The organism is Pseudomonas wayambapalatensis (assembly GCF_049942315.1).
Lineage (GTDB): Bacteria > Pseudomonadota > Gammaproteobacteria > Pseudomonadales > Pseudomonadaceae > Aquipseudomonas > Aquipseudomonas wayambapalatensis.
Genome location: NZ_JBNFMU010000162.1, coordinates 20,802 through 46,592 on the forward strand (window position 1 = coordinate 20,802; position 25,791 = coordinate 46,592).

A 25,791-nucleotide genomic window follows, 5' to 3' on the forward strand; every position below is an offset into this window, starting at 1 on the left:
AAACTTCCGACGAATGAACTACCCTGATCCGGTGACGCTCGAATCCTTGTACGGCGTCCGTAATTGAAAGGGGGTCTTTCATGCTTGCGCAACTTCCACCTGCGTTGCAGAGCCTGCACTTGCCTTTACGTCTAAAGCTGTGGGACGGCAACCAGTTCGATCTAGGGCCTAGCCCGCAGGTCACCATCCTGGTCAAGGAGCCTCAACTGATCAGTCAGCTGACGCACCCGAGCATGGATGAACTGGGCACAGCCTTTGTCGAGGGCAAGCTTGAACTCGAAGGGAACATTGGCGAAGTCATCCGCGTTTGCGACGAGCTCAGCGAGGCTTTGCTCAAAGACGATGAAGATGTAGTCCCGGTGCGCACCTCGCACGACAAGAAAACCGACGCCGAAGCCATTTCCTACCATTACGACCTGTCCAACGAGTTCTACCAACTGTGGCTCGATCCGGACATGGCTTATTCCTGCGCCTACTTCAAGGAGCCGGACAACACCCTCGCCCAGGCCCAGCAAGACAAGTTCGACCATCTGTGTCGCAAGCTGCGGCTGCAGGCCGGCGATTACTTGCTGGATGTCGGCTGCGGTTGGGGCGGCCTGGCGCGTTTTGCCGCACGCGAATATGGCGCCAAGGTGTTCGGCATCACCCTGAGCAAGGAGCAACTGACGCTGGGGCGCCAGCGGGTCAAGGATGAAGGACTGGCCGACAAGGTCGACCTGCAGATCCTCGACTACCGCGACCTGCCCCAGGATGGCCGTTTCGACAAGGCGGTCAGCGTCGGCATGTTCGAACACGTCGGCCATGCCAACCTCGAACTGTACTGCCAGCGACTGTTCGGCGCCGTACGTGAAGGCGGCTTGGTGATGAACCATGGCATCACCGCCAAGCATGTGGATGGTCGGCCGGTTGGGCGAGGTGCTGGGGATTTCATCGATCGTTATGTATTCCCGCACGGCGAGCTGCCGCACATCTCGATGATTACCGCGCGTATCTGTGAGGCAGGGCTGGAAGTGGTGGACGTGGAAAGCCTGCGCCTGCACTACGCCAAGACCCTCAATCACTGGAGTGAGAACCTCGAGAACCAGCTGCATCGCGCTGCGGCGCTGGTGCCGGAGAAGACGCTGCGGATCTGGCGCCTGTACCTGGCCGGATGCGCCTATGCCTTCACCAAGGGCTGGATCAACCTGCACCAGATTCTTGCAGTGAAGCCGTATGCGGATGGCCACCACGACCTGCCGTGGACGCGAGAAGATCTCTATCGTTGATCAAGACGGGGCCGCCTTTGCGGCCCCGCTTCTTTTCTGGCTACAGAATCGGTGAAATCAGGCGCGCGATGCGCATTCCCAGCTGCTGCAGCCGATGAGTGTCGCGGCTGTCTTCGGCGGTTATCTCCCGCGACTGCTCGAAGTCGCACAGCAGCATGGCCTCGACCTGATCGGCAAAGGCGCGGTCGATGGTCAGCAAGGTGATCTCGAAATTCAAACGGAACGAGCGGTTGTCGAGGTTGGCACTGCCGATGGCGCTGACATCGTCGTCCACCAGCACCACCTTCTGGTGCAGGAACCCTGGCTGATAACGGAACATCCGCACACCTGCCCGCACCGCCTCGAAGGCGAACAGACTGGACGCGGCATAGACGATGCGGTGGTCTGGCCTCGACGGGATCAGGATTCGCACATCGACGCCACGCAGCACCGCCAGGCGCAGGGCTGCGAACACTGCCTCGTCGGGAATGAAATAGGGGCTGGTGATCCAGATGCGCCGGGTCGCCGAGTGGATGGCTTCGACGAAGAACAGTTGGCAGGTTTCCTGGGGGTCGGCCGGGCCAGTGGCGAGGGCCTGGCACAACACGCCGTTCTCCGGATAGGCATCCGGCAGGATCAGCGGCGGCAAGGCACGGGTGGCCCAGTACCAGTCTTCGGCGAACGACTCCTGTAGACAGGCCAGCACCGGGCCGCTGACCTGGACATGGGTGTCACGCCAGGGCGACAGCCGCGGATGCCCACCCATGTACTCATCGCCGACATTGTGCCCGCCAACGAAGCCGAGCAGGCCATCGACCACGACGATCTTGCGGTGGTTACGGAAGTTGACCTGGAAGCGGTTGAACCAGCCACGGCGCGAGGAAAAGGCCTGGATCTGTACGCCACCCTCGCGCAGCACCTGGCTGTAACGCGCCGGCAAGGCATGGCTGCCGACCTGATCGAACAATACGTAAACCCTTACCCCTTCAGCGGCCTTGCGCAGGAGCAGTTGTTGCAGCTCCTGGCCGATGGCATCGTCGTGGATGATGAAGAACTGCACCAGCACAGTGTCCCGCGCCTCGCTGATGGCAGCGAAGATCGCGTCGAAGGTCGCAGTGCCATCGATCAGCAATTTCACCTGGTTGTTGGCCAGGCAGGGCATGCGGCCAAGCTTGGGCATGGCACGCAGTGCCGCGTAGCTTTCCGACTCCCGCGCGGTCAGAGCTTCCTCCACCCAGGGGCGCCAGTTGAGGTCGGCCATCGCCACGTGCATCTCCTGGTTGGCCTGGCGCCGCGCCTGGATATAGGCGTAGAAGGAGCGGGCGCCAAAGACCAGATAGGGCACCAGGGTCAGGTAGGGAATGAAGAACAGTGACATTGCCCAGGCGATTGCGCCCTGGGCGGTACGCACGGTGAACACCGCATGCAGCGCAGCGACGATGCCCAGGAAGTGAATCAGTCCGAGCAGGTAACCGAAGAAGTAGGGGCTGTGGTAATCCATACGCATCCTGCATTCCAAGAGCACTGCCGCCTAACAGAGCATGTTCCCGGGGCCGCTTGCAACCCGCGGGCGAAAAAGACGTCTAAGGCTCTGTCCGGCCTGGAGCCGGTATTTCGAGGAGCACTGATCCATGAAGATTCGTCTGCCACTGATTGCCCTGGCATTGGGCCTGGGCAGCCCGCTGCTGGCGCAAGCGCAGATGCTGCAACCCGGTCTGTGGGAGTTGACCACCAGCAACATGCAGGTCGACGGCAAGCCACTGCCCGACATGGCGTTCATGCTCGGCCAACTGAAGAACCTGCCGCCGGAGCAGCGCGCCATGATGGAGGGCGCCCTGGCCAAGCAAGGCATCACCGTGGGTGGCAATGGCGTGCGCTCGTGCCTGACACCAGAGCAGGTCGCTACCAACGATATTCCGCTGCAGGATCCGCAGTCAGGTTGCACGCAGAAGATCACCGACCGCCAAGGCAATGTCTGGAAGTTCCAGTTCAGTTGCCCCAAGGCCCAAGGCACCGGTCAGGCAACCTTCCTCAGTGCTCGCGAATTCACCACCCAGGTCAGCGGCACCTTCAATGCCTCGGGTGTTCAGCAGCAGGGCAGCATGAACACCCGGGCGGTGTGGCTGGGTAATGACTGCGGAAACGTACGTCCGCGCAGCTAGCTAGCGCCTCACCATTGCCATTGGCTGGCAGCCACTGCGTCGTGGGCATGCAGGCTTTCTGCATGTTCCACGCGCAGGTCGAAGCCGGTGGCCCATTCCAGTTCGCGCAACGCTCGGTGCAGGCGACGTGCAGCATCTTCGCAGAACATCAGGTTCTGACCATTGGCCAAGGCGAACGCCTGTTCGTCGGCTCTTTTCACGGCCGTCTGCACTGCTGTGCCCAATGCGCTTTCCACGGTATCGATCAGCGCGTCGAGCGGTAGCGTCTGCAGGTTGTGCTGCAGGCGCACCTTGACGATGGCCTGACTACGCTGACTGTGGGGCGTCGCGACGATACCTGCGCTGCTGCCAAGCCATTGCAGGATGGCCTGTGGGTCGAGTGTCTGGTTGGCGAAGTCCTTGAGGAATTGCTGTTGAATCAGCTGGCGGGCCAGCGCAGCGGAGCATGGGCAGGTCGACGAATAGGGGACTTCCACGTGTTGTTCCACGTGGAACATCTCATTCTCGATGCGTGCGTCAAGGATGATCGGGTAGCGTTTCCAGCCTTCCAGTGGGCTCACAAGCGCAGGACGTTTCAGCAGATAGTCGAACTTCAATCGCAGGTAGGCGCTGGACGAAAGCCCTTCGTGGCTGTCGAGAAAGCGAGCCAGGAGCTGGCGCAGTGCCAAGGGGGTCAGCTCGGTGTGCTCCAGTGCTTCCAGGGCGAGGTACAGGCGCGACATATGGATACCGCGCGATTCGCCATCATCCAGGCTCACGCCGGCGTCAGCCCAGGCGCTGAGGCGATGCCCATTCAATTGCACAGGCAGGGCGATACCGCGCATCCCGACCCAGTCCAGGGGTTGGAGCTTGTGGCTGGTTTGCGCGGCGATGTCGGGAAGCGTCAGGCTGGTCATCGATAGAGTCCATGAAAAAGGGGCTTCAGCGGCAACCTCCGATCAAGCTGCAATGCAGGTTGAAACGTTGGCCGCTTGAGCTGGATACGCGGTTCAGGGTGGTCCAGCCGACGCGCCGGCTGTAGCCCACCCAGGCTTCGCCGTCGCTGGCCAGGCCGGTGAAAAAGGTCATCTGTCCATAGCGGCTGTTGGTCTGCGCCCAGAGTCTTCGACTGTTGCTGTCATACCCGCGCAGATGAAAGTCTCGGCCTTCGGTTCGCACACTGTAGTAACTGCCTTTGCCGTCTTCGCAGGCCAACAGCGTGGCGCTGCGGGTGCACAGCGCCAGGCCGGGCTGTGGGATCGCAGCGTAGAGCGGGATGGGCACGGCAAGTGCCAGCAGCAATAGGGCGAGGTTCGAGTGCTTCATGTCCATCCTCTCGGGCAGCCGTTCGACAGACGCGGCTTGGCGAAATTGTATTGTTATATTATAACGTTGTGCAATGCATCGTTTCGAATGCGCTTTGCCCGATGAGGTTCACCATGACCAACCGCCTTCCCGTCACCGTGCTGTCCGGCTTCCTCGGGGCCGGCAAGAGCACGCTGCTCAACCATGTCCTGCGCAACCGTGAAAACCTGCGGGTTGCGGTGATCGTCAACGACATGAGTGAAATCAACATCGATGCCAGCGAGGTACAGCGTAATGTGAGCCTCAATCGCGCCGAAGAAAAGCTCGTCGAGATGAGCAATGGCTGCATCTGCTGCACCCTGCGCGAAGACCTGCTCGAGGAAGTGGCACGGCTCGCCGACGAAGGCCGCTTCGATTACCTGTTGATCGAATCCACCGGCATTTCCGAACCGTTGCCGGTGGCCGAGACCTTCACCTTCCGTGACGAACAGGGCCGTAGCCTCTCCGATATGGCGCGCCTGGATACCATGGTCACTGTGGTGGACGGCCTCAACTTCCTGCGGGATTACCAGGCGGCAGATAGCCTGGCCAGTCGTGGCGAAACACTGGGGGAGCAGGACGAACGCTCGATCAGCGACTTGCTGATCGAGCAGATCGAGTTCGCTGACGTGTTGCTGCTGAGCAAGATCGACCTGATCAGCCAGCACGAACGCGAGGAACTGAGCGCAATCCTGCGCAGCCTCAACGCTCGCGCCCAGATTGTGCCGATGGTGATGGGCCAGGTGGCGCTGGAGCGTATTCTGAATACCGGGCTGTTCGACTTCGAGCAAGCGTCCCAGGCGCCGGGCTGGTTGCAGGAACTGCGCGGCGAGCATGTGCCGGAAACCGAAGAGTACGGAATCGCCTCGACCACCTGGCAGGCGCGCAGGCCGTTTCATCCACAGCGCTTTTTCGACTTTATCCACAACAGCTGGAGCAATGGCCGGCTGCTGCGTTCGAAAGGCTTTTTCTGGTTGGCCAGCAAGTACCAGGAAGCCGGCAGCTGGTCGCAGGCAGGCGGCATGATGCGCCATGGTTTGGCGGGTCGCTGGTGGCGTTTCGTGCCGCGTGAGCAGTGGCCGCAAGATGAAGAGAACCTCGAAGCGATCCTCAAGCAGTGGACGGTCGAGGCTGGCGACTGCCGCCAGGAGCTGGTGTTCATCGGTCAGAACATCGACTTCGCACGGTTATCCACAGAGCTTGAAGCGTGCTTGCTGACGGATGAGGAGATGGAACTAGGGCCGATGGCCTGGTTGCGCCTGGAGGACCCGTTCGGCCCCTGGTATGAAGAGGCGGCAGCATGAGGGTGGCATCGCGGCTTGTGGATATCCGCCAGGCGTTCGGTGAGTCGCCGCAGGTGATGACCGAAATCCTTCAGGATGGCGTCAACCTGGCCGTGTGGCAGCGACGCTTGCCTGCACAGGTCGAGGACTTCGCGGCCCTGGTGGTCAACCTTGGCCAGTCGATGTCGGATGAGCGTGTGATGGAGGTGGATGAGCGGGAGGCACCGGTGTTGCATCGCTTGCTGCCCGAGGCGGCGGACCTGCACGGTTACGAAGGCTTCGTGGCTGACGTGTCGTGGCTGGTGGCGGCCTATACCTGCCTGCTGGGCGCACGCCGCGTCGGCTTGCGGCTGAAGGTGCTCGACGGGGCGATGTGTCCGCGCTTTCATGTGGATCATGTCCCGCTGCGGCTGCTGACCACCTATGTGGGCGCCGGCAGTGAGTGGCTGGAAGAACGCGACATTGACCGCAATTGCTTGCAACTGGCGGAAGCACCTGTGGATAACATCCGGCGCTTGCAGGTGGGCGATGTGGCCTTGCTCAAGGGGGAGAAGTGGCTGGGTAATGAGGGCGCGGGCCTGGTGCACCGCTCGCCGCCGACGCCGCGCGGTGAGAAACGTTTGTTGTTGAGCCTTGATTGGTTGGGGTGAGGGTTTTGCCCGCGAAGAGACTAGCAAAGGCAAGATACCTGCATCCAAGATAGACTGGCTTCACGTCCACCTAGACCTCGAACCATGTTGCAGCACATTCCCACCTACGTCATCGCCGGCCCACTGGGCGCAGGCAAGACCAGCCTGATTCGCCACCTGCTCGGCCAGCGCCCGGAAAAACAGCGCTGGGCGGTGCTGGTCAATGAGTTCGGCCAGATCGGCCTCGACGCTGCCCTGCTCAGCACAGACGAGGACGGCGTCGCCATCGGTGAAGTCGCGGGCGGTTGCCTGTGTTGTATCAACGGGGCGCCGTTTCAGGTCGGCCTGGGGCGTCTTCTGCGCAAGGCCAGGCCCGACCGGCTGTTCATCGAGCCCTCCGGCCTCGGTCATCCCGTGCAATTGCTGGAGCAGTTGAAGCAAGCACCCTGGATCGGTGTGCTGGATGTACAGCCACTGCTGATGGTGCTGGATGCTGTGGCGCTGGCGCGGGGAGAACCGCTGCCCGACGCGCAACAGCAGGCAGTGGCGCAGGCGGGGTTGTTGATTTTCAACAAGTCAGGGGCTGTGGATGACGCTCAGCGGCTGTTGATAACTGCGCAATTTGGCGGAAGCAGGGCGGTCTGGACGGATCATGCAGTTCTCGCCCTGGACAAGCTGCCCATTCTGCCCACAGAGGTTTTCCCCCCGGCGAGTCTTTCCAGCCTGCCTGTGTACAAGACTCCAGTCAGCTTGGCTACCCTGTGGACAGATCCGCGCGAGCCCATCTGCCAGGCGCAGCAAGGTGAGGGCGGGTGGAGTGTTGGCTGGCGCTGGCACCCGAGCCAGCGCTTCGATGAGGCTGCATTGCGTGGCGTGCTCGCGCAATGGGCGTGGCGGCGGGCCAAAGGGGTTATCCACAGCGCTCGGGGTTGGCAATCTTTCAACGGCCTGGAGGGCGGTGTGCCTGAGTGGCGTTCGAGCGAATGGCGCAGGGACTCGCGCATCGAGCTGATCTTCGATCAGCCTCAGCCGTTGCAGCCCCTTCAGGCCGCCATCGAGCACTGCCGCGTAAACGGCTGATCAGTTGCGCCAGCGGTTGTGCTCCTGGCGCCATTGCTGCATTTCGATGACGTTGTCGGTGCGCGGCGGGGTCTTTATCTCGAACGGGTAGGGCGCCAGTTCGATCTGTACGGTATGGGCACCGAACTGGGTCACGGTGCCAGGGTGACGCTGTTCACCGGTGACGGTGAACTCGAAGGCATAGACCCGTGCCAGGCGCTTGCGGCCATTGGCATCGCGCACGAAGGCGATACGCTTGAGGGCCACGGCGTCGTCGAGCAGCTCCAGGTCGAGTTTCGCGCAATGCTGCTTGACCCGTTCCAGCGCCTTCTCACGCAAGCCATGGTTGTGCCACAGCCAGGCGCCAGCCGTCGCCAACAGCATCAGGACGAACAGGTTCTCCAGGGTCAACATTTGCATATGCTCCAGACAGGTGGCTTCAGCTTAACTGCGTCCCTGGCCTGTCGTACAGGTGGCTTTCGGGTTCATACTGCTCGACTTTCAGTTATCCACACAGCTTCGGAAATCTCCTGCATGAAACGTACACCGCACTTGCTCGCGATCCAGTCCCATGTGGTCTTTGGCCATGCCGGAAACAGCGCCGCGGTGTTTCCCATGCAGCGCATCGGCGTCAATGTCTGGCCGCTCAACACCGTGCAGTTCTCCAATCACACTCAGTATGGCCAGTGGGCTGGCGAAGTGCTTGCTCCGGCGCAAATTCCTGCGTTGGTGGAAGGCATTTCCAATATCGGCGAGCTGGGCCACTGCGATGCAGTGCTGTCGGGCTACTTGGGCAGTGCCGAACAGGGGCGGTCGATCCTGGCCGGCGTCGAGCGGATCAAGGCGGTCAACCCGCGAGCGTTGTACCTGTGCGACCCGGTGATGGGCCATGCCGAGAAGGGCTGCATCGTGCCCCAGGAGGTCAGCGACTTCCTGCTCAAGGAGGCGGCGTCGGTGGCCGACATCCTCTGCCCCAACCAGCTTGAGCTCGACAGTTTCTGTGGTCGGCATGCGCAGTCGCTGGAGGATTGCGTGGTCATGGCGCGCAGCCTGCTGGAGCACGGGCCGCAGGTGGTGCTGGTCAAGCACCTGGCGTACCCGGGGCGCGGCGAGGATGCTTTCGAGATGCTGTTGGTGACCCGCGAACAGAACTGGCACCTGCGCCGTCCGCTGCTGGCGTTTCCGCGCCAGCCAGTGGGGGTCGGTGACCTGACCTCGGGGCTGTTCCTGGCGCGGGTACTGCTGGGGGATTCGTGGCTGCGGGCCTTCGAGTTCACCGCGGCGGCGGTGCACGAAGTGCTGCTGGAAACCCAGGCCTGCGCCAGCTACGAGTTGCAGCTGGTGCGGGCGCAGGACCGTATCGCCCATCCGCGGGTGCGCTTCGAGGCACAGAGCCTAGATCACTCGGTCTTCAGGTCCTGATAGCGCTTCTCCAGCTCCTGGCGGATCTGGCGGCGCTGCTGGCCTTGCAGGAAACGGCGCTTCTCTTCGCTGTTCTGTGGCTGACGTGGCGGCACCGCAACCGGACGGCGATTGTCGTCGACCGCGACCATGGTGAAGAAGCAGCTGTTGGAGTGGCGAACGGAGCGCTCGCGAATGTTCTCGGTCACCACCTTGATGCCCACTTCCATGGAGGTGTTGCCGGTGTAGTTGACCGAGGCGAGGAAGGTCACCAGTTCGCCGACATGCACCGGCTCGCGGAAGATCACCTGATCCACCGACAGGGTCACGACGTAGGTGCCGGCATAGCGGCTGGCGCAGGCATAAGCCACTTCGTCGAGGTACTTGAGCAGGGTGCCGCCATGTACGTTGCCCGAGAAGTTGGCCATGTCCGGTGTCATCAGGACAGTCATGCTCAGCTGGGCGTTTCCAGGTTCCATAGTGTGCTCACGGTGAGGTTGCGCTGAAACGGGGCGGGTATCTGCAGACACTTCTGTTCCCCTCTGTTGAGGTTTCCCATCCTGGAAACGGACGTCGCTCGACGGTCCGTCGTCACGCCGATCATGCCATTACCCCGCGCGCTTTTGCCGATCTGTTTCTACATATTGCACCGGCGTTTGACGAGCGGACGCGATGTTACCCTGAGTACGCCCATGCAACATGGGTGTTCCACCCTTCAACACAATCTGTACTAGCTGCTCGATCGGGGATGCCTGGCAGAGGAGCGGTCTGCCCCCCGTGCGTAGAGAAAAGGAGTGCCACGCCATGCATGCCATAAGCTTCATCCAGGATCTGGCCGTGATCATGCTGGTCGCAGGGGTGGTAACCATTCTTTTCCACAGGCTGCGCCAACCGGTGGTGCTGGGCTACATCGTCGCCGGTTTCATCATCGGCCCGCACACGCCGCCGTTCGGCCTTATCCACGACGAAGACACGATCAAGACCCTGGCCGAGCTCGGGGTGATCTTCCTGATGTTCTGCCTGGGCCTGGAGTTCAGTCTGCGCAAGCTGTTCAAGGTGGGGGCGACCGCCTTCATCGCTGCCTTCCTCGAAATCGTGCTGATGATCTGGATCGGCTTCGAGATCGGCCGCTGGTTCGGCTGGAGCACCATGGACTCGTTGTTCCTCGGCGCCATCCTGGCGATTTCCTCGACGACGATCATCGTCAAGGCGCTCAACGACCTGAAGATGAAGAACGAGCGGTTCGCGCAACTGATCTTCGGCGTGCTGATCGTCGAGGACATCCTTGGCATCGGCATCATTGCGCTGCTTTCAGGCATCGCGGTCAGCGGTTCGGTCAGTTCCGGCGAGGTGTTCTCCACCGTCGGCAAGCTGTCGCTGTTCATGATCGTGGCGTTGGTCATCGGCATCCTGCTGGTGCCGCGGCTGCTGGCCTACGTGGCGAAGTTCGAGAGCAACGAGATGTTGCTGATTACGGTGCTGGGGCTGTGCTTCGGCTTCTGCCTGCTGGTGGTGAAGCTCGAGTACAGCATGGTGCTGGGCGCCTTCCTGATCGGTGCGATCATGGCCGAATCGCGCCAGTTGCTGAAGATCGAGCGCCTGATCGAGCCGGTTCGCGACCTGTTCAGCGCCATCTTCTTCGTCGCCATTGGCCTGATGATCGATCCGCAGGTGTTGATCGACTACGCCTGGCCGATCGTGGTGATCACCCTGGCTGTAGTGTTGGGCAAGATGCTCTCCTGCGGCATGGGCGCCTTCATTGCGGGTAACGATGGGCGCACCTCACTGCGTGTGGGGATGGGGCTTTCACAGATTGGCGAATTCTCCTTCATCATCGCTGCGTTGGGCATGACCTTGCAGGTCACCAGCGACTTCCTCTACCCGGTCGCAGTGGCGGTCTCGGCCATCACCACCTTGCTCACGCCTTACCTGATCCGCGCCGCGGACCCCCTGTCGATTCGCCTGGGCAAGGTGGTGCCGCAACGCCTGTCGCGGGTGCTGTCGTTGTATGGCGAGTGGTTGCGCAACATTCAGCCTCAAGGCGAGGGTGCGATGCTGGCGGCGATGATCCGGCGCATCCTGCTGCAAGTGGGGGTGAACCTGGCACTGGTGATCGCGATCTTCTTCAGTGGTGGTTACTTCGCGGTACGCATCGGCACCTGGCTGAGCGAATGGATCGGTGATGTGGGGCAGCAGAAGGCAGTGATCTGGGGCGCGGCATTGCTGTTGTCTCTGCCGTTCCTGATCGCCGCTTATCGCAAGCTCAAGGCGCTGTCGATGCTGTTGGCGGAGATGGGCGTCAAGCCGGAGATGGCCGGGCGTCACACCCAGCGCGTGCGCCGCGTGATTGCCGAAGTGATTCCGCTGTTGTCGCTGCTGGTGATCTTCCTGCTGCTGTCGGCACTGTCGGCGAGCATCCTGCCGACCAACGAGCTGTTGCTGGTCATCGCCGTGGTCGCGGCCGTGGTGGTTGCGCTGTTGTGGCGTTGGTTCGTGCGCGTGCATACGCGCATGCAGATCGCCCTGCTGGAAACGTTGGAGAACAGCCGCGATCACTCGCATTGAGGAGGTGATCGCTCCCTGCGCAAGACTTCATGGTAGTCCGAGGGGATCAGGCGGTAACGATGTCGCCAGGCGCAGAAAGCCTGGCGATTCTACGAGTACTTAATGGCTATATGCCATTTTTTCGTGTTCGGGTTCAGCTTTCCAGCCAGACGTCCCGCGCCCAGTGCCACACCGACTCCCAGCTTTCCTCGGCAACGATCTCGTCATCGCCATCCCACAGCACCACCGTCCCGTCTTCCTCGACGCAGTAGTAATTGTCGCCGTCCTGGCAAAGGGGGATCAGGTCGCGTGGTACGCCGGCATCCCAGGCATTGGCGGCAACATCAGGCAGGTAGGTGTGCGACTGCGGGTCGGTGACAGTGACCGGTTCGAGGGATCCATAGACCACGTCGCTGACGGTCAGCAGGAATTCTTTGAAAACGAACGGAATGTTGATGAACAGCTGTTCTTCGATTTCGACCAGTTGGTCTTCGTCGGGAAGCTCCAGGGGCACCGGTACTGGCTCATTGGCTTCACGGAGTTGTTCGATCACTTCTTCCACAGTTCACTTCCTCTTACCTTGATGACAACGCTGCGCGTTATACCCTAGTAGCCCAGTATGGCAAAAGCAAAAACCCCGGGACAGGCCCGGGGTTTTTCTGTGAAGCGCGTCAGAATCAGCCGTTCTGGCGGATACCGGCGAGCATCCAAGGCTGGTTCTCGCCCTGTGCACGCTCCATGTGCCAGCTTTCGCTGAAGGCCTCGCCCTGATCGAAGCGCGAGTTCTTCGATACGCCACGGAAGGTCAGGGTAGCGATGGTCTTGTCGGCACGGTCGTCGACGCCTTCCAGTTGCACATCGAGGTCGTCGATGTAGGTGGACTGGAAGCCATCACCTTGCTCGGCACGCTCACGCTTGAGGAACTCGAGCATTTGCGGGGTGACGAACTCGGCGATCTTGTCCATCTCGTTCGCATCCCAGTGCTGCTGAAGCGTCTGGAAGTGGTTGCGGGCAGCGGCCAGGAAGCTCTGCTCGTTGAACCAGGCCGGGGCGTTGATGACCGGCGCAGCGGCGACAGGTGCGGCCGAACCACCGAAGATCGATTGCGCAGGCTGTTGCGGCACTTCACGCTGGTAAGGGGCGTGACCGGCGGCTGCGGCAGCTTGCGGCTGCTGCTGGCGACGGCGCGCAGCGATGAAACGGAAGACCAGGAAGGCGATCAGGCCCATGATCAGGAAGTCGAGGATCTGCATGCCCTGGAAGCCATCGCCCATGAACATGGAGGCGAGCAGGCCACCGGCGGCGAGGCCGGCCAGTGGGCCCAGCCAGCGCGAAGCACCGCTGGCAGCGGCCGGAGCGCGGCCTGGAGCGGTCGGCGCGGCGGCAGGCGTGGTAGGGGAGGCCTGGCGGGTCTGGTGCATAGGCGCAGCGCCCGAGCTCTTGCCGCCGCCGAAGCGCTTGGCGTTGGCGTCGAGGCTCAGCGTCAGGCCGACGCAGAGCGCCAGTGCGATGCTAAGAAAACGTTGCATAAGATGGGATTTCCCGTTTTGTGGATTGCACGCGCGTCATGGTGCACATGATCTAGGAGACATGGCTAGCGCAAGAATGTTTCGAGCTTTTGCCTGAGCGTGTAGGCAGCGTCTGAATCTGGCGTCTGAAAGAGCATCGCGGGACGAGTCACGAGCGACTCGTCCTCAGAGCGCTTCCAGCTTGGCATACCCCAGCATCAGCCACTTGCTGCCTTCGTCGAAGTTCACCTGCACGCGTGCCTGTGCTCCGGATCCTTCAAAGTTGAGGATGACCCCTTCACCGAACACCGAGTGCTGCACGCGTTGGCCGAGGCTGAAGGCGGTCTGCGGGATGCTGGCGTTGGCGAACAGGCTGCTGGCCTGGGTCTGCGCACCGCCGAAAGGACGGCTGACCGAATTGGACAAGCGCACTTCCTGAACCAGGCCTGCCGGGATTTCCCGTACGAAACGCGACACCTTGTTGTACGTCTCGCTGCCATAGAGGCGCCGGGTCTCGGCGTAGGTCATGATCAGCTGGCGCATCGCGCGGGTGATCCCGACATAGGCCAGGCGGCGCTCCTCTTCAAGACGACCAGGCTCTTCCAGGCTCATCTTGTGCGGGAACAGGCCTTCTTCCATGCCGACCAGGAACACGTAGGGGAATTCCAGGCCCTTGGCGCTGTGCAGGGTCATCAGCTGCACACTGTCTTCGTGCTCGTCTGCCTGGGCGTCGCCGGCTTCCAGCGAGGCGTGGCCGAGGAATGCCGACAGCGGCGAAAGGTCGGCGTCTTCTTCACTGGATTCGAAGTTGCGCGCAGCGCTGACCAGTTCCTCAAGGTTCTCTACCCGGGCCTGGCCTTTTTCACCCTTTTCTTCCTGGTGGTAGATGATCAGCCCGGACTGCTCGATGACGGTCTGGGTCATGGTGTGCAGCGGCATCTCCGTGACCTTGGTCGCAAGGTTCTCCATCAACTCGATGAAGCCGCCCAGGGCGCTGGCAGCACGGCCTTTGAGCGCTTTGGCGGCGAGCAGCTGGCACATCGCATCCCACATCGACAGCTGGCTGTGGCGGGCATGTTCGCGGATGGCTTCGACCGTCTTCTCGCCGATGCCGCGCGGCGGCACGTTGATCACCCGCTCGAGTGCAGCATCGTTGCCGCGGCCTTCGAGCAGACGCAGGTAGGCCATGGCGTTCTTGATTTCGGCGCGTTCGAAGAAGCGCTGGCCACCATAGATGCGGTAGGGGATGCGCTCACGCAGCAGGGCTTCTTCGAGCACTCGCGACTGGGCGTTGGAGCGATAAAGGATGGCGATGTCGCTGCGCGAATTGCCGTCCTTGATGATGCGCTCGATGCTTTCGACCACGTAGCGTGCTTCGTCGTGCTCGTTGTATGCCGCGTACAGGGTGAGGGGTTCGCCTTCGCCCAGGTCGGTCCACAGCTCCTTGCCCAGGCGCCCGCTGTTATTGGCGATCAGGGCGTTGGCAGCCTTGAGGATGCCACTGGTGGAGCGGTAGTTCTGCTCCAGGCGGATCAGCTCGGCGTCGGGGAAGTCGGCGGTGTATTGATGGATGTTCTCGATCTTCGCGCCGCGCCAGCCATAGATCGACTGGTCGTCGTCGCCCACCGCCATCAGGCTTTCGCCACCGCCGGCCAGCAGGCGCAGCCAGGCGTACTGCACGGCGTTGGTGTCCTGGAATTCGTCCACCAACAGGTGGCGGAAGCGGCGCTGATAGTGCTCGAGCAGGCCGGGGTGGTCGCGCCACAGGTCGAGGGCGCGCAGCAGCAGTTCGGAGAAGTCGATGACCCCGGCGCGCTCGCAGGCCTGTTCGTAGGCTTCGTAGATGCCGCGCATGGTGGCCAGGAACAGGTCGCCGCTGGCCTGGATGTGCTGCGGGCGCAGGCCTTCGTCTTTTTGCCCGTTGATGAACCACTGGGCCTGGCGTGCCGGCCAGCGCTGCTCATCCAGCCCCATCTCGCGGATGACACGCTTGATCAGCCGCTGCTGATCGTCGCCGTCGAGGATCTGGAAATTCTGCGCCAGGCGCGCTTCCTGCCAGTGGGCGCGCAGCAGGCGGTGGGCCAGGCCGTGGAAGGTGCCGACCCACATGCCAGCCGGGTTGATGCCCAGCAACTGTTCGATACGGTGACGCATCTCCGCGGCGGCCTTGTTGGTGAAGGTCACCGACAGAATCGAATGCGGCGAGGCCTGCTCGACCTGGATCAGCCAGGCGATGCGGTGCACCAGCACGCGGGTCTTGCCGGAGCCGGCGCCAGCGAGCACCAGTTGACGCCCACGCGGGGCTGCTACGGCCTGGCGTTGGGCATCGTTGAGGGAGTTGAGCAGTAGGGAGAGGTCATCAGTGTGCATTCGGCCATTCTAGGTTGGCGCGGGGGCTGCGGGCAAATGCTCGGGCATTTGTGAAATCATGACATACAGCAGTTTGGCCTGGCCTTGCGCTTGTGTATGCTCCGTGCACGTTCGCGGCTGACCATTATAAGAACACTGCCATATGACCCAGAATTGCATGGTGATCGACGCATCACCCGAATCGACAAGGAGCGTTCGCAGGCAATTCGCAACCCAGCTCTCCATCGAGCGGACCCGCCTGCTTTACCAGGGCTCGTTGCTGCCCACCCTGTTCATGTTGCTCAACGGCCTGCTTTGCGCCTGGCTGCTGTGGAGTCCTGCCCGCTACCTGCTGGTCGGCGTGTGGATGGTCTGGTTGCTGGCGCTGGTGGCCTTGCGGGTGATCCAGGTGGCGGCTTTCGATGCGGCCACGCCGGCGCGCCAGGCCAAGCCGACCTGGTGGCGGATGTTCCTGGGTGGGTCGGCCTTCAGTGGCCTGACGCTTGCCTGTGCTGCACTCGCGCTGGTGCCGGTGGACAGTTTCGTCCAGCAGGCCTGGGTATTCGGCCTGCTGGGCGCAGCGGCGCTGTCGGCGAGCGTCGCCTATGCGGTCAGCCTGCCGGCCTTTCTCAGCTTCGTGTTACCCGGCCTGTTGCCGCCGATCGGATTTCTGTTCTTCTATCAGGACGGATTGCAGCGCGGCTGGGGCTGGCTTGGCCTGATCCTGCTCGGCGCCCTGATGGTAGTGGCCTGGCAGGTCAATCGTCTGATCGAGCGCGGTCTGCTCCGACGCTTCCAGAACCAGGCACTGATCGAGCATCTGCAGGGTGCGCAACGCCATGGCGAGCAACTGAACCAGGCCCTGAGTGCAGAGATCCGCCACCGTCGTCATGCCGAAGAGCAATTGCGCCAGGCTCAGGCCGGCCTTGAGCTGCGGGTGAACGAGCGAAGCCGTGAGCTGGCGCTTGCCACCCAGGCCCTGGGCGCCAGCGAGCAGCGCCTGGCCCTGGCGCTGGAGGCCAGCGAGCTGGGGCTGTGGGACTGGGACCTGCAAACCGACGAAGTCCATCACACTCAGTTGCATGCCTTGTTCGGCCTGGAGCCTGGACAAGTGCGCTCGGTGCTTGCCGACCTCAAGCCGCGCCTGCATCCCGACGATCTGCCGCTACTGCGGCGCACACTGGTCGAGCACCTCAAGGGCCGCAGCGGCGACTATCGCGTCGAATACCGGGTACGCCACACGCAAGGCCGCTGGTGCTGGATCGAGGATCGGGGGCGGGCGGTCGAGCGTGATGCCGACGGCAAGGTCCTGCGCATGCTGGGCACCCGCCGCGACATCACCGCACAGAAGGAGCAGGAAGAGCAGCAACGGCTGGCTGCCACCGTGTTCGAAGCGGCGAGTGAAGGCATCGCCATCCTCGATGCGCACTACCAGTTGCTGGCGGTCAACCAGCGGTTCTGCGATCTCACCGGTTACGGGCGCGAAGACCTGATCCTGCGTGACCTGCTGGAGCTGCCGTGCAGCCGCGACGCCCGCCGGCACAGCCAGTCGATTCTCCAGGCCCTTGAGCAGCAGGGGCGCTGGCAGGGCGAGCTGGTCGAGGCGCGCAGCAATGGCGAGCTTTACCCGCAATGGCTGCAGCTCAATGGCGTGCGCGATGGGCGGGGCAATATCAGCAATATCGTGGCGTTCTTCACTGACCTGTCGGCGCGCCGCGAGTCGGAGGAGCGCCTGCGCTACCTGGCCCACTACGATGACCTCACAGGCCTTGCCAACCGCGCACTGTTCCGCCTGCGCCTGCACGAGGCGGTGCAGCGTGTGCGCCTGAACGGCCGTAGCCTGGCGCTGCTGCATGTCGACCTGGACCGTTTCAAGCTGCTCAATGAAAGCCTGGGGCATGAGCTGGCCGACCAGTTACTGAAGAAAATGGCCCAGCGCCTGGCCAATGCGGTGCCGGAGGCCGACACCGTGGCGCGAATCTCCGGCGACGAGTTCGCCGTGCTGTTCGATGGCTACAGCAATCTTTCCAGCCTGGTGCGGGTCACCACACGGCTGCTCGACAAGCTGCGGGTGCCGCAGCGGGTGGGCGGTCATGAGGTGGTGATCAGTGCATCGGTGGGCATCAGTGTGTTGTCGGAGGCCACTTTCGACCTCAACGCCCTGGTCAGCCAGGCCGACATGGCCAAGCAGCATGCCAAGCACCTGGGGGGCGACAGTTTCCAGTTCTATACCGAAAGCCTGCGTGCCAGCACCCTGGAGCGCCTGCAACTGGAGAACGATCTGCGCAAGGCTCTCGACGAGAACCAGTTGCGGGTCTATTACCAGCCCAAGCTGTGCCTGCGTTCCGGCCGTCTGCATGCCGCCGAGGCGCTGGTGCGCTGGCAGCATCCGCAATGGGGCATGGTGCCGCCGGGCGAGTTCATCGGGCTGGCCGAAGAAACCGGGTTGATCGCGCCGATGGGTGAGTTCGTCCTGCGTCAGGCGTGCTGGCAGGCCTGCGAATGGCTGCGCCAGGGCAGAGAGATCCGTGTTTCGGTCAACCTGTCGGTCTACCAGTTGCGCCAGGGCAAGGTGGTCAGCCTGGTGCGCCAGATGCTGCAGGAGACCGGGCTGGCACCGCACCTGCTGGAGCTGGAACTGACCGAGAGCCAGTTGCTCGACAATGTCGAGCACATCATCGCCACCTTCCAGCAACTGCACGCATTGGGCGTGAAGCTGGCGATCGATGATTTCGGGACCGGCTACTCATCGCTGAGTTACCTCAAGCGCTTTCCGGTGGACTACGTGAAGATCGACCAGGCGTTCATTCGGGGTCTGCAGGAGGGCAGCCAGGATGCCGCGATCATCCGGGCGATCATCGCCATGGCCAAGAGCCTGGGGCTGGAGGTGGTGGCAGAGGGCGTGGAAACCCAGGAGCAGCTGGCATTCCTGCGTGAACAGGGGTGCGACGAGGCTCAGGGTTACCTGATCAGTCGACCGATCGATGCCGCAGCGTTCAAGGCGTTGCTGGAGCGCTCGCGGGGATGACCTGCGCCCCGGCGGCAAGTGCCGGGGCAGGGGATGGTCAGAGGTGCCAGTGTCGGCCCTGATGCGCCAGGAGGCTGTTGGCCTGCTCTGGCCCATTGCTGCCTGCCGGATAGGTCCGCGGTGCCTGGAAATGTTCTTCCCAGCCCTTGAGGATAGGGTCGATCCAGGCCCACGCGGCCTCCACTTCGTCGCGGCGCATGAACAGTGTCGAGTCACCATCCAGTACATCCAGCAGCAGGCGCTCGTAGGCTTCCCAGCGGCGGGTTTGGGCGAAGGCCTGGGCCAGGTTCAGGTCCAGTTCGACTGGCGCCAGGCGCATGCCGCGGCCGGGGCTCTTGGTCATCATGCGCAGGCTGATGTGCTCGTCGGGCTGCAACTGGATCAGCAACTGGTTGACCTGGCCGCCCGCGAACAACTCGTGGGGCACCGGTTTGAACTGGATGACGATCTGCGACGAGCGCCGTGCCATGCGCTTGCCGGTGCGCAGGTAGAACGGCACGCCGGCCCAGCGCCAGTTCTCGATATGGGCCTGCACGGCGACGAAGGTTTCGGTGTCGCTGTCGTTGTCGACATCTTTCTCGAAGTAGTAGGCCGGCACTTCCTGGCCGCCGATCTTGCCGGCGCTGTACTGGCCGCGCACGGTCTTGTCCTGCACGTCCTGGCCGGTGATCGGGCGCAGCGCACGAAGGATCTTCACCTTCTCGTCGCGGACCGCCTCGGCCTCGAACTGCGCCGGCGGCTCCATCGCCACCAGGCAGAGCAGTTGCAGCAGATGGTTCTGCAGCATGTCGCGGGTAGCGCCGGCGCGCTCGTAGTAGGCGCCGCGGTTCTCGACCCCGAGGGTTTCGCAGACGCTGATCTGCACATGATCGACCTGGCTGTTGCGCCATACAGGCTCCAGCAAGGCATTGGCGAAGCGCAGGGCCATGAGGTTCTGCACTGTCTCCTTGCCCAGGTAGTGATCGATGCGAAAGACCTGGGACTCGTCGAATACCGCGCCGATGGCTTCGTTGATCGCCGTGGCCGACTCCAGCGAATGGCCGATGGGTTTCTCCAGCACGATGCGCGCTTCGCTGTCGGCAAGGCCGGCCAGGCGCAGGTTGTTGGCGATGGACACGAACAGGTTGGGGGCGGTGGCGAGGTAGAAGATCCGGGTCAGGCCACCGGGCTCGCCAAGGTAGCGGGCCAGGCGCCCGAAATCCGCGCCCTGGGAGGCGTCCATGGCGAAGTAGTCCAGGCGTGCCGAGAAGCGCTGCCAGACCTCCTCGTCGAAGTCGTTGCGGGCAATCTGCGCCCGGCAATGACGCTCGGTGAGCTTGAGGTAGTCGTTGCGCGGCAGGGGGCGGCGGGCCAGGGCGATGATCCGCACGGCGTTGTGCAGGCGACCCTCGCGGTAGAGCTGATAGAGCGCGGGCAGCAGCTTGTGCAGGGCCAGGTCGCCCGTGCCGCCGAAAACCAGAATGTCGCAAGGGATACTCAAGCCACCACTCTCCCATGTTCGTTTAGCTGGGCGGTCAGCCGGTCATGTAGTATAACTACAAGATAGCTACATCCCGGCCAGCCGATCATAACCGAGTCCAGCCTGTGAATCTGTTGCAACATATCGCTCAATCGCGCCACCTGCTGCGCAAATCGGAACTGAAAGTGGCCGACCACGTGCTGCTCGATCCGGCTGCCGTCATGCACAGCTCGATGGCCGATCTTGCCCACAGTGTTGGTATCAGCGAGCCGACCATCGTGCGTTTCTGCCGCGCCATCGGTTGTTCGGGCTTCCAGGACCTCAAGCTCAAGCTGGCGCAAAGCCTGGCGGCGGGCGCCAGCTTCGGCCAGTTCGCCATCCATGAAGACGATTCGGTCGCCGACTACAGCCTGAAGATTTTCGACACCACCTTGCACACGCTGATGGAAGTGCGCGAGCACCTCGACCCGCAGGCGCTGCAGCAGGCGGTGAGTGCCATGGCCCAGGCGCAGCGCGTGGAATTCTACGGCTTCGGGGCTTCCGGCGCGGTCGCCGCCGATGCCCAGCACAAGTTCTTCCGCCTGCTGCTCAGTGCCGCGGCCTATTCCGACCCGCACATGCAGGCGATGTCGGCGGTGACCCTCAAGCCGGGTGATGTCGCCGTGTGCATCTCGCAGTCGGGGCGCTCGAAAGATTTGCTGATCACCGCCAACCTGGTGCGTGAAAGCGGCGCCAACCTCATCACCCTGTGCCCGAGCCAGACGCCGCTGGCGGAGCTGTCGACCGTCAACCTGGCGATCGACGTGCACGAGGACACCGAGATCTACACCCCGCTGACCTCGCGGATCGCCCACCTGGTGGTGATCGACGTGCTGGCCATGGGTGTGGCCATGGCGCGTGGGCCGAGCCTGGTCAACCACCTCAAGAGCGTCAAGCGCAGCTTGCGCAGCCTGCGTTTGTCGCCCAAGTCGATCAAGGCTACCGACGACTGATTGCACTGCTACCGCACCGGCCTCTTTGGGAGCGGGTTTACCCGCGAAAGGGCCGGTACGGGCAATGAAAATTCACGATTCTGTCACCATTTCTCAGCCAAACCGTAAAACCCCGAAGCCACCCTGAAACTCCCGCACTCGATCTGGGAGACAGGCAATGGCAAACGATCACTTCGGTTCGTACCAACCCAGCGCCAAAGCTCGCAAGCAGGCTGAAAAGGATCAGCGACGCATGGAATATCGTCGCGCGATCGAAAGCTACTGCGACCAGCGCCAACTCTTGCGCGATCTCGCCGACTACCCGGAGCTGCAAGACATCACGGTGTGGCAGGTGGCGTCGGCAGCTTCCCAGAAAATCGCTCCACAAGCCCGCTGATCTTCGCACGTTCGCTGCGAATGAATGCCAGAAACGCCAAGGCCACCGGCGATTGCCGCTTGGCCTTGGACTGCACCACGCACCAGCTGCGGTACAGCGGCAGCTCCTCGACAGGCAACTCCCTGAGCATCCCGGTGGCCAGTTCCATGTTCACTGCATGGCGAGTCAGCAGGGCGATGCCCAAGCCTGCGATCACGCACTCGCGCTGGGCGTCGGCCGAGGCCACTTCCAGGGTCTGGGTGAAGTGCACGCGCTTGTCCTTGAAGTACTCCTCGCAGGCTTTGCGCGTGCCCGAGCCTTGTTCGCGGATGAGCAGGGTATGAGGCTCCAGGTCCTGCAGGCGCAAGCGTTCGAGCTTGCACAACGGGTGTTCCGGTGGCGCCACCGCGATGATCGGGTTATTCAGGAATGGCAGGAACTCCAGCCCCATGTCCTGCGGCACCATCGACATGATGATCAGGTCGTCGCGGTTGTCGGACAGGCGTCGAATCGCCTGGGCGCGATTGACCACCGTGAGGGTGAGGTTGACCTCCGGGTGTCGTTGCTTGAAGGCGGCGAACAGGTGTGGCACGAAGTACTTCGCACTGGATTCGATCGCCAGCTTCAATTGCCCCTGCAGTGAGCCCTGCATGTCCGACAGCTGCATGTCGAGGTTTTCCAGGCGCCCGAAGATGTCGCGGCTGGCACGTTGCAGTGCCTCGGCCGCTTCGGTCAGGTAGAGCTTTTTGCCGACGTACTCGAACAGCGGCTGGCCGACCAGCTCTTCGAGCTGGCGGATCTGTAGACTTACTGCGGGTTGCGTAAGCGCCATCTCTTCCGCTGCGCGGCTGTACGAGCGCAAATCACACACTTCGTTAAAGATCTGCAATTGACGCAAAGTCATACGCATCAAGGACTTACGCATTTATCCCCAGGCTCCGGCAAAACCTTGTTACCTCACTATAAGCTTTTGCTAATACAGCCCCTAACAAATATTGATTTTTGTTTATCAACCGGTAGCGCTAGTTTGAATGTGCGACTGGCCAGCGACGTCTGGTCACGCGCCGACCGGTGTAACCGGATCGTCTGTTCCTACGGCTTTGGGAAGACTCCAGTGATAAAAAAAATCCTGATCGCCAACCGGGGTGAAATCGCAGTTCGGATCGTGCGTGCCTGCGCCGAAATGGGCATTCGCTCTGTCGCGATCTTTTCCGACGCCGACCGTCACGCCTTGCACGTCAAGCGCGCCGACGAGGCCTACAGCATTGGTGCCGAGCCTCTGGCCGGTTACCTGAACCCGCGCAAGCTGGTGAACCTTGCTGTGGAAACCGGCTGTGACGCCCTGCATCCGGGCTACGGTTTCCTGTCGGAAAACGCAGAACTTGCAGAAATCTGCGCCGAACGTGGCATCAAGTTCATCGGTCCTGCTGCCGAGGTCATTCGCCGCATGGGCGACAAGACCGAAGCGCGCCGCACCATGATCCAGGCCGGTGTCCCGGTGACCCCAGGAACCGAAGGCAACGTGGCCGACATCCACGAGGCCCTGAGCGAAGGCGAGCGCATCGGTTATCCGGTGATGCTCAAGGCCACCTCCGGTGGCGGTGGGCGTGGTATTCGCCGCTGCAACAGCCGCGAGGAGCTGGAACAGAACTTCCCCCGGGTGATTTCCGAAGCCACCAAGGCGTTCGGTTCCGCCGAGGTGTTTCTCGAGAAATGCATCGTCAACCCCAAACACATCGAGGCGCAGATTCTCGGTGACAGCTTCGGCAACGTGGTGCATCTGTTCGAGCGCGACTGCTCGATCCAGCGCCGCAACCAGAAGCTCATCGAAATCGCCCCGAGCCCGCAGCTGACGCCGGAACAGCGCGCCTACATCGGCGACCTGGCCGTACGCGCCGCCAAGGCGGTCAACTACGAGAACGCCGGTACCGTGGAGTTCCTGCTCGCCGATGGCGAGGTGTACTTCATGGAGATGAACACCCGGGTGCAGGTGGAACACACCATCACCGAGGAAATCACCGGCATCGATATCGTGCGTGAGCAGATTCGCATCGCCTCGGGCCTGCCGCTGTCGGTCAAACAGGAAGACATCCAGCATCGCGGCTACGCGTTGCAGTTCCGGATCAACGCCGAAGACCCGAAGAACAATTTCCTGCCCAGCTTCGGCAAGATCACCCGCTACTACGCCCCCGGGGGTCCGGGCGTACGTACCGACACGGCAATCTATACCGGCTACACCATTCCGCCGTTCTACGACTCCATGTGCCTGAAACTGGTGGTCTGGGCGCTGACCTGGGAAGAAGCCATGGACCGCGGCCTGCGAGCCCTGGATGACATGCGCCTGCAGGGGGTCAAGACCACCGCGGCGTACTACCAGGAAATCCTGCGCAACCCGGAATTCCGTAGCGGCCAGTTCAATACCAGCTTCGTGGAAAGCCATCCGGAACTGACCAACTACTCGATCAAGCGCAAACCCGAAGAGCTGGCCCTGGCCATCGCCGCCGCCATCGCCGCCCACGCAGGCCTGTGAGGAATTCAACAATGTCCAAGAAAATCCATGTAACCGACACGATCCTGCGCGACGCCCACCAGTCCCTGCTGGCCACCCGCATGCGCACCGAAGACATGCTGCCGATCTGCGAAAAGCTCGACAAGGTCGGCTACTGGTCGCTCGAAGTATGGGGCGGTGCGACCTTCGACGCCTGCGTGCGCTTCCTCAAGGAAGACCCGTGGGAGCGCCTGCGCCAACTGCGTGCGGCACTGCCCAACACCCGTCTGCAGATGCTGCTGCGCGGCCAGAACCTGCTGGGCTACCGCCATTACAGCGATGATGTGGTCAAGGCTTTCGTGGCCAAGGCTGCGGTCAATGGTATCGACGTATTCCGCATCTTCGACGCCATGAACGATGTGCGTAACCTGCGCGTGGCCATCGAAGCGGTGAAGGCCGCCGGCAAGCACGCCCAGGGCACCATTGCCTACACCACCAGCCCCGTGCACACCATCGAGGCCTTCGTGAACCAGGCCAAGCAGATGGAAGCCATGGGTTGCGACTCGGTGGCGATCAAGGACATGGCCGGCCTGCTGACGCCATACGCCACAGGCGAGCTGGTCAAGGCGCTGAAGGCCGAGCAATCGCTGCCGGTGTTCATCCACTCCCACGACACCGCAGGCCTGGCCGCCATGTGCCAGCTCAAGGCGGTGGAAAACGGTGCCGACCACATCGACACCGCCATCTCCAGCTTCGCCTGGGGCACCAGCCACCCGGGCACCGAGTCGATGGTCGCCGCGCTCAAGGGCAGCGAGTTCGACACCGGGCTGGACCTGGAGCTGCTGCAGGAGATCGGCCTGTACTTCTACGCCGTGCGCAAGAAGTACCATCAGTTCGAGAGCGAGTTCACCGCCGTGGATACCCGCGTGCAGGTCAACCAGGTGCCGGGCGGGATGATTTCCAACCTGGCCAACCAGCTCAAGGAGCAGGGCGCCCTCAACCGCATGAACGAAGTGCTGGCGGAGATCCCGCGGGTACGTGAAGACCTCGGCTTCCCGCCGCTGGTGACCCCGACTTCGCAGATCGTCGGCACCCAGGCGTTCTTCAACGTACTGGCCGGTGAGCGCTACAAGACCATCACCAACGAGGTGAAGCTGTACCTGCAGGGGGGCTACGGCAAGGCGCCAGGTGTGGTCGACGAGAAGCTGCGCCGCCAGGCGATCGGCAGCGAAGAAGTCATCGATGTGCGTCCGGCCGACCTGCTCAAGCCGGAGATGGCCAAGCTGCGTGCCGAGATCGGCAGCCTGGCGCACAGCGAGGAAGACGTGCTGACCTTCGCCATGTTCCCGGACATCGGGCGCAAGTTCCTCGAAGAGCGTGAAGCCGGAACCCTCAAGCCCGAAGCCCTGCTGCCGATCCCGGAAGCCGGCGCTGCAACCTCCGTAGGCGGCGAGGGAGTACCGACCGAGTTCGTCATCGACGTGCACGGCGAGACCTACCGCGTCGACATCACCGGCGTGGGCGTCAAGGCCGAAGGCAAGCGTCACTTCTACCTGTCCATCGACGGCATGCCGGAAGAAGTGGTGTTCGAGCCGCTCAACGATTTCGTCGGCGGTGGCAGCAGCAAGCGCAAGCAGGCCAGTGCGCCAGGTCACGTCAGCACCACTATGCCGGGCAACATCGTCGATGTGCTGGTCAAGGAGGGCGATGTGGTGAAGGCGGGGCAAGCGGTGCTGATCACCGAGGCGATGAAGATGGAGACCGAAGTCCAGGCGGCCATCGCCGGCAAGGTCGTTGCCATTCATGTGGCCAAGGGCGACCGGGTAACCCCTGGCGAGATCCTGATCGAGATCGAAGGCTGAGCGACAGCCTTCGACTGACAAGCGGTTTACCTCATGGGGAGCGGTTGCTCCCCTTTTTTTGTGTTGGGTTTCAGGGCCCAATCGCGGGGCAAGCCCGCTCCCACA

At 62.5% G+C, this 25,791-nt stretch carries 22 protein-coding genes; 12 read left to right on the plus strand and 10 right to left on the minus strand.

What is annotated here, in order from left to right; translation table 11 throughout:
- Nucleotides 1–80: 80 nt before the first annotated feature.
- Entirely contained in the window at nt 81–1,265 is a 1,185-nt protein-coding gene (gene cfaB, locus ACPZMI_RS10610) for a C17 cyclopropane fatty acid synthase CfaB (protein WP_063541884.1), read from the plus strand.
- Between the two features lie 40 nt (nt 1,266–1,305).
- Here cfaB and cls read toward each other — a convergent pair whose 3' ends face one another.
- Nucleotides 1,306–2,745 carry a cardiolipin synthase gene (gene cls / locus ACPZMI_RS10615; protein ID WP_186670233.1) on the minus strand — a complete coding sequence of 480 codons (1,440 nt, stop codon included), beginning with the start codon at nt 2,743–2,745 and terminating at the stop codon, nt 1,306–1,308.
- Nucleotides 2,746–2,875: 130 nt separating this feature from the next.
- On the opposite strand from cls, the gene ACPZMI_RS10620 reads away from it, so the two are divergent.
- Nucleotides 2,876–3,406 carry a DUF3617 domain-containing protein gene (locus ACPZMI_RS10620; protein WP_426352194.1) on the plus strand — a complete coding sequence of 177 codons (531 nt, stop codon included), beginning with the start codon at nt 2,876–2,878 and terminating at the stop codon, nt 3,404–3,406.
- An 8-nt stretch (nt 3,407–3,414) separates the two neighbouring features.
- Here ACPZMI_RS10620 and folE2 read toward each other — a convergent pair whose 3' ends face one another.
- Together folE2 and ACPZMI_RS10630 are read right to left on the minus strand one after the other, a co-directional pair.
- A complete protein-coding gene (gene folE2, locus ACPZMI_RS10625) occupies nt 3,415–4,302 on the minus strand; it encodes a GTP cyclohydrolase FolE2 (protein ID WP_186670156.1) in 888 nt (295 codons plus the stop codon).
- A 25-nt stretch (nt 4,303–4,327) separates the two neighbouring features.
- Complete coding sequence (locus ACPZMI_RS10630; protein WP_063541878.1) at nt 4,328–4,711, minus strand: hypothetical protein; 384 nt, start codon at nt 4,709–4,711, stop codon at nt 4,328–4,330.
- Between the two features lie 113 nt (nt 4,712–4,824).
- Between ACPZMI_RS10630 and zigA the strand changes: the two genes are divergently transcribed.
- From zigA to ACPZMI_RS10645, 3 genes are all read left to right on the plus strand, one after another.
- Entirely contained in the window at nt 4,825–6,033 is a 1,209-nt protein-coding gene (gene zigA / locus ACPZMI_RS10635) for a zinc metallochaperone GTPase ZigA (RefSeq protein WP_426352195.1), read from the plus strand.
- Nucleotides 6,030–6,662 (plus strand): DUF1826 domain-containing protein, encoded by a 633-nt coding sequence (locus ACPZMI_RS10640; RefSeq protein WP_426352196.1) that lies wholly within the window; start codon nt 6,030–6,032, stop codon nt 6,660–6,662. The genes zigA and ACPZMI_RS10640 overlap by 4 nt, the downstream gene beginning before the upstream one ends.
- Before the next feature lie 84 nt (nt 6,663–6,746).
- Nucleotides 6,747–7,721 (plus strand): CobW family GTP-binding protein, encoded by a 975-nt coding sequence (locus ACPZMI_RS10645; protein WP_426352197.1) that lies wholly within the window; start codon nt 6,747–6,749, stop codon nt 7,719–7,721.
- Here the strand turns inward: ACPZMI_RS10645 and ACPZMI_RS10650 are convergent, their stop codons facing one another.
- Nucleotides 7,722–8,114, minus strand: coding sequence for a DUF3301 domain-containing protein (locus ACPZMI_RS10650; protein ID WP_054892985.1), 393 nt, complete (start codon nt 8,112–8,114; stop codon nt 7,722–7,724).
- A 120-nt stretch (nt 8,115–8,234) separates the two neighbouring features.
- Between ACPZMI_RS10650 and pdxY the strand changes: the two genes are divergently transcribed.
- Nucleotides 8,235–9,122, plus strand: coding sequence for a pyridoxal kinase PdxY (gene pdxY, locus ACPZMI_RS10655; RefSeq protein ID WP_186721154.1), 888 nt, complete (start codon nt 8,235–8,237; stop codon nt 9,120–9,122).
- On the opposite strand, the gene ACPZMI_RS10660 is transcribed toward pdxY, so the two are convergent.
- Complete coding sequence (locus ACPZMI_RS10660; RefSeq protein WP_054892983.1) at nt 9,101–9,580, minus strand: acyl-CoA thioesterase; 480 nt, start codon at nt 9,578–9,580, stop codon at nt 9,101–9,103. The two genes, pdxY and ACPZMI_RS10660, sit on opposite strands and share 22 nt — an antisense overlap.
- A gap of 325 nt (nt 9,581–9,905) precedes the next feature.
- On the opposite strand from ACPZMI_RS10660, the gene ACPZMI_RS10665 reads away from it, so the two are divergent.
- Nucleotides 9,906–11,666, plus strand: a complete 1,761-nt coding sequence (locus ACPZMI_RS10665) for a cation:proton antiporter (protein ID WP_426352198.1) — start codon at nt 9,906–9,908, stop codon at nt 11,664–11,666.
- A 133-nt stretch (nt 11,667–11,799) separates the two neighbouring features.
- Here ACPZMI_RS10665 and ACPZMI_RS10670 read toward each other — a convergent pair whose 3' ends face one another.
- From ACPZMI_RS10670 to uvrD, 3 genes are all read right to left on the minus strand, one after another.
- Complete coding sequence (locus tag ACPZMI_RS10670; protein ID WP_186670143.1) at nt 11,800–12,207, minus strand: SMI1/KNR4 family protein; 408 nt, start codon at nt 12,205–12,207, stop codon at nt 11,800–11,802.
- Between the two features lie 115 nt (nt 12,208–12,322).
- A complete protein-coding gene (locus ACPZMI_RS10675) occupies nt 12,323–13,174 on the minus strand; it encodes a Tim44 domain-containing protein (RefSeq protein WP_186710115.1) in 852 nt (283 codons plus the stop codon).
- Between the two features lie 165 nt (nt 13,175–13,339).
- Nucleotides 13,340–15,523 (minus strand): DNA helicase II, encoded by a 2,184-nt coding sequence (gene uvrD, locus ACPZMI_RS10680; protein ID WP_186670132.1) that lies wholly within the window; start codon nt 15,521–15,523, stop codon nt 13,340–13,342.
- A gap of 142 nt (nt 15,524–15,665) precedes the next feature.
- Between uvrD and ACPZMI_RS10685 the strand changes: the two genes are divergently transcribed.
- Entirely contained in the window at nt 15,666–18,530 is a 2,865-nt protein-coding gene (locus ACPZMI_RS10685) for a putative bifunctional diguanylate cyclase/phosphodiesterase (RefSeq protein ID WP_426352199.1), read from the plus strand.
- Nucleotides 18,531–18,567: 37 nt separating this feature from the next.
- On the opposite strand, the gene zwf is transcribed toward ACPZMI_RS10685, so the two are convergent.
- Nucleotides 18,568–20,010 carry a glucose-6-phosphate dehydrogenase gene (gene zwf, locus ACPZMI_RS10690; protein WP_426352200.1) on the minus strand — a complete coding sequence of 481 codons (1,443 nt, stop codon included), beginning with the start codon at nt 20,008–20,010 and terminating at the stop codon, nt 18,568–18,570.
- Nucleotides 20,011–20,114: 104 nt separating this feature from the next.
- Here zwf and hexR point away from each other — a divergent pair, with 104 nt between their 5' ends.
- On the plus strand, nt 20,115–20,981 hold the full coding sequence (hexR, locus tag ACPZMI_RS10695; protein WP_003253273.1) for a transcriptional regulator HexR: 867 nt from the start codon (nt 20,115–20,117) through the stop codon (nt 20,979–20,981).
- Nucleotides 20,982–21,138: 157 nt separating this feature from the next.
- On the plus strand, nt 21,139–21,357 hold the full coding sequence (locus ACPZMI_RS10700) for a PA3496 family putative envelope integrity protein (RefSeq protein WP_238348354.1): 219 nt from the start codon (nt 21,139–21,141) through the stop codon (nt 21,355–21,357).
- Here ACPZMI_RS10700 and ACPZMI_RS10705 read toward each other — a convergent pair.
- Nucleotides 21,299–22,261: a LysR family transcriptional regulator gene (locus tag ACPZMI_RS10705; RefSeq protein ID WP_186710112.1), complete on the minus strand. Its 963-nt coding sequence runs from the start codon at nt 22,259–22,261 to the stop codon at nt 21,299–21,301. The genes ACPZMI_RS10700 and ACPZMI_RS10705 overlap by 59 nt on opposite strands.
- A 189-nt stretch (nt 22,262–22,450) precedes the next feature.
- Here ACPZMI_RS10705 and ACPZMI_RS10710 point away from each other — a divergent pair, with 189 nt between their 5' ends.
- Together ACPZMI_RS10710 and oadA are read left to right on the plus strand one after the other, a co-directional pair.
- A complete protein-coding gene (locus tag ACPZMI_RS10710) occupies nt 22,451–23,866 on the plus strand; it encodes an acetyl-CoA carboxylase biotin carboxylase subunit (RefSeq protein WP_054892975.1) in 1,416 nt (471 codons plus the stop codon).
- An 11-nt stretch (nt 23,867–23,877) separates the two neighbouring features.
- Nucleotides 23,878–25,686: a sodium-extruding oxaloacetate decarboxylase subunit alpha gene (oadA, locus tag ACPZMI_RS10715; protein ID WP_186670126.1), complete on the plus strand. Its 1,809-nt coding sequence runs from the start codon at nt 23,878–23,880 to the stop codon at nt 25,684–25,686.
- The last annotated feature ends 105 nt before the right edge of the window (nt 25,687–25,791 follow it).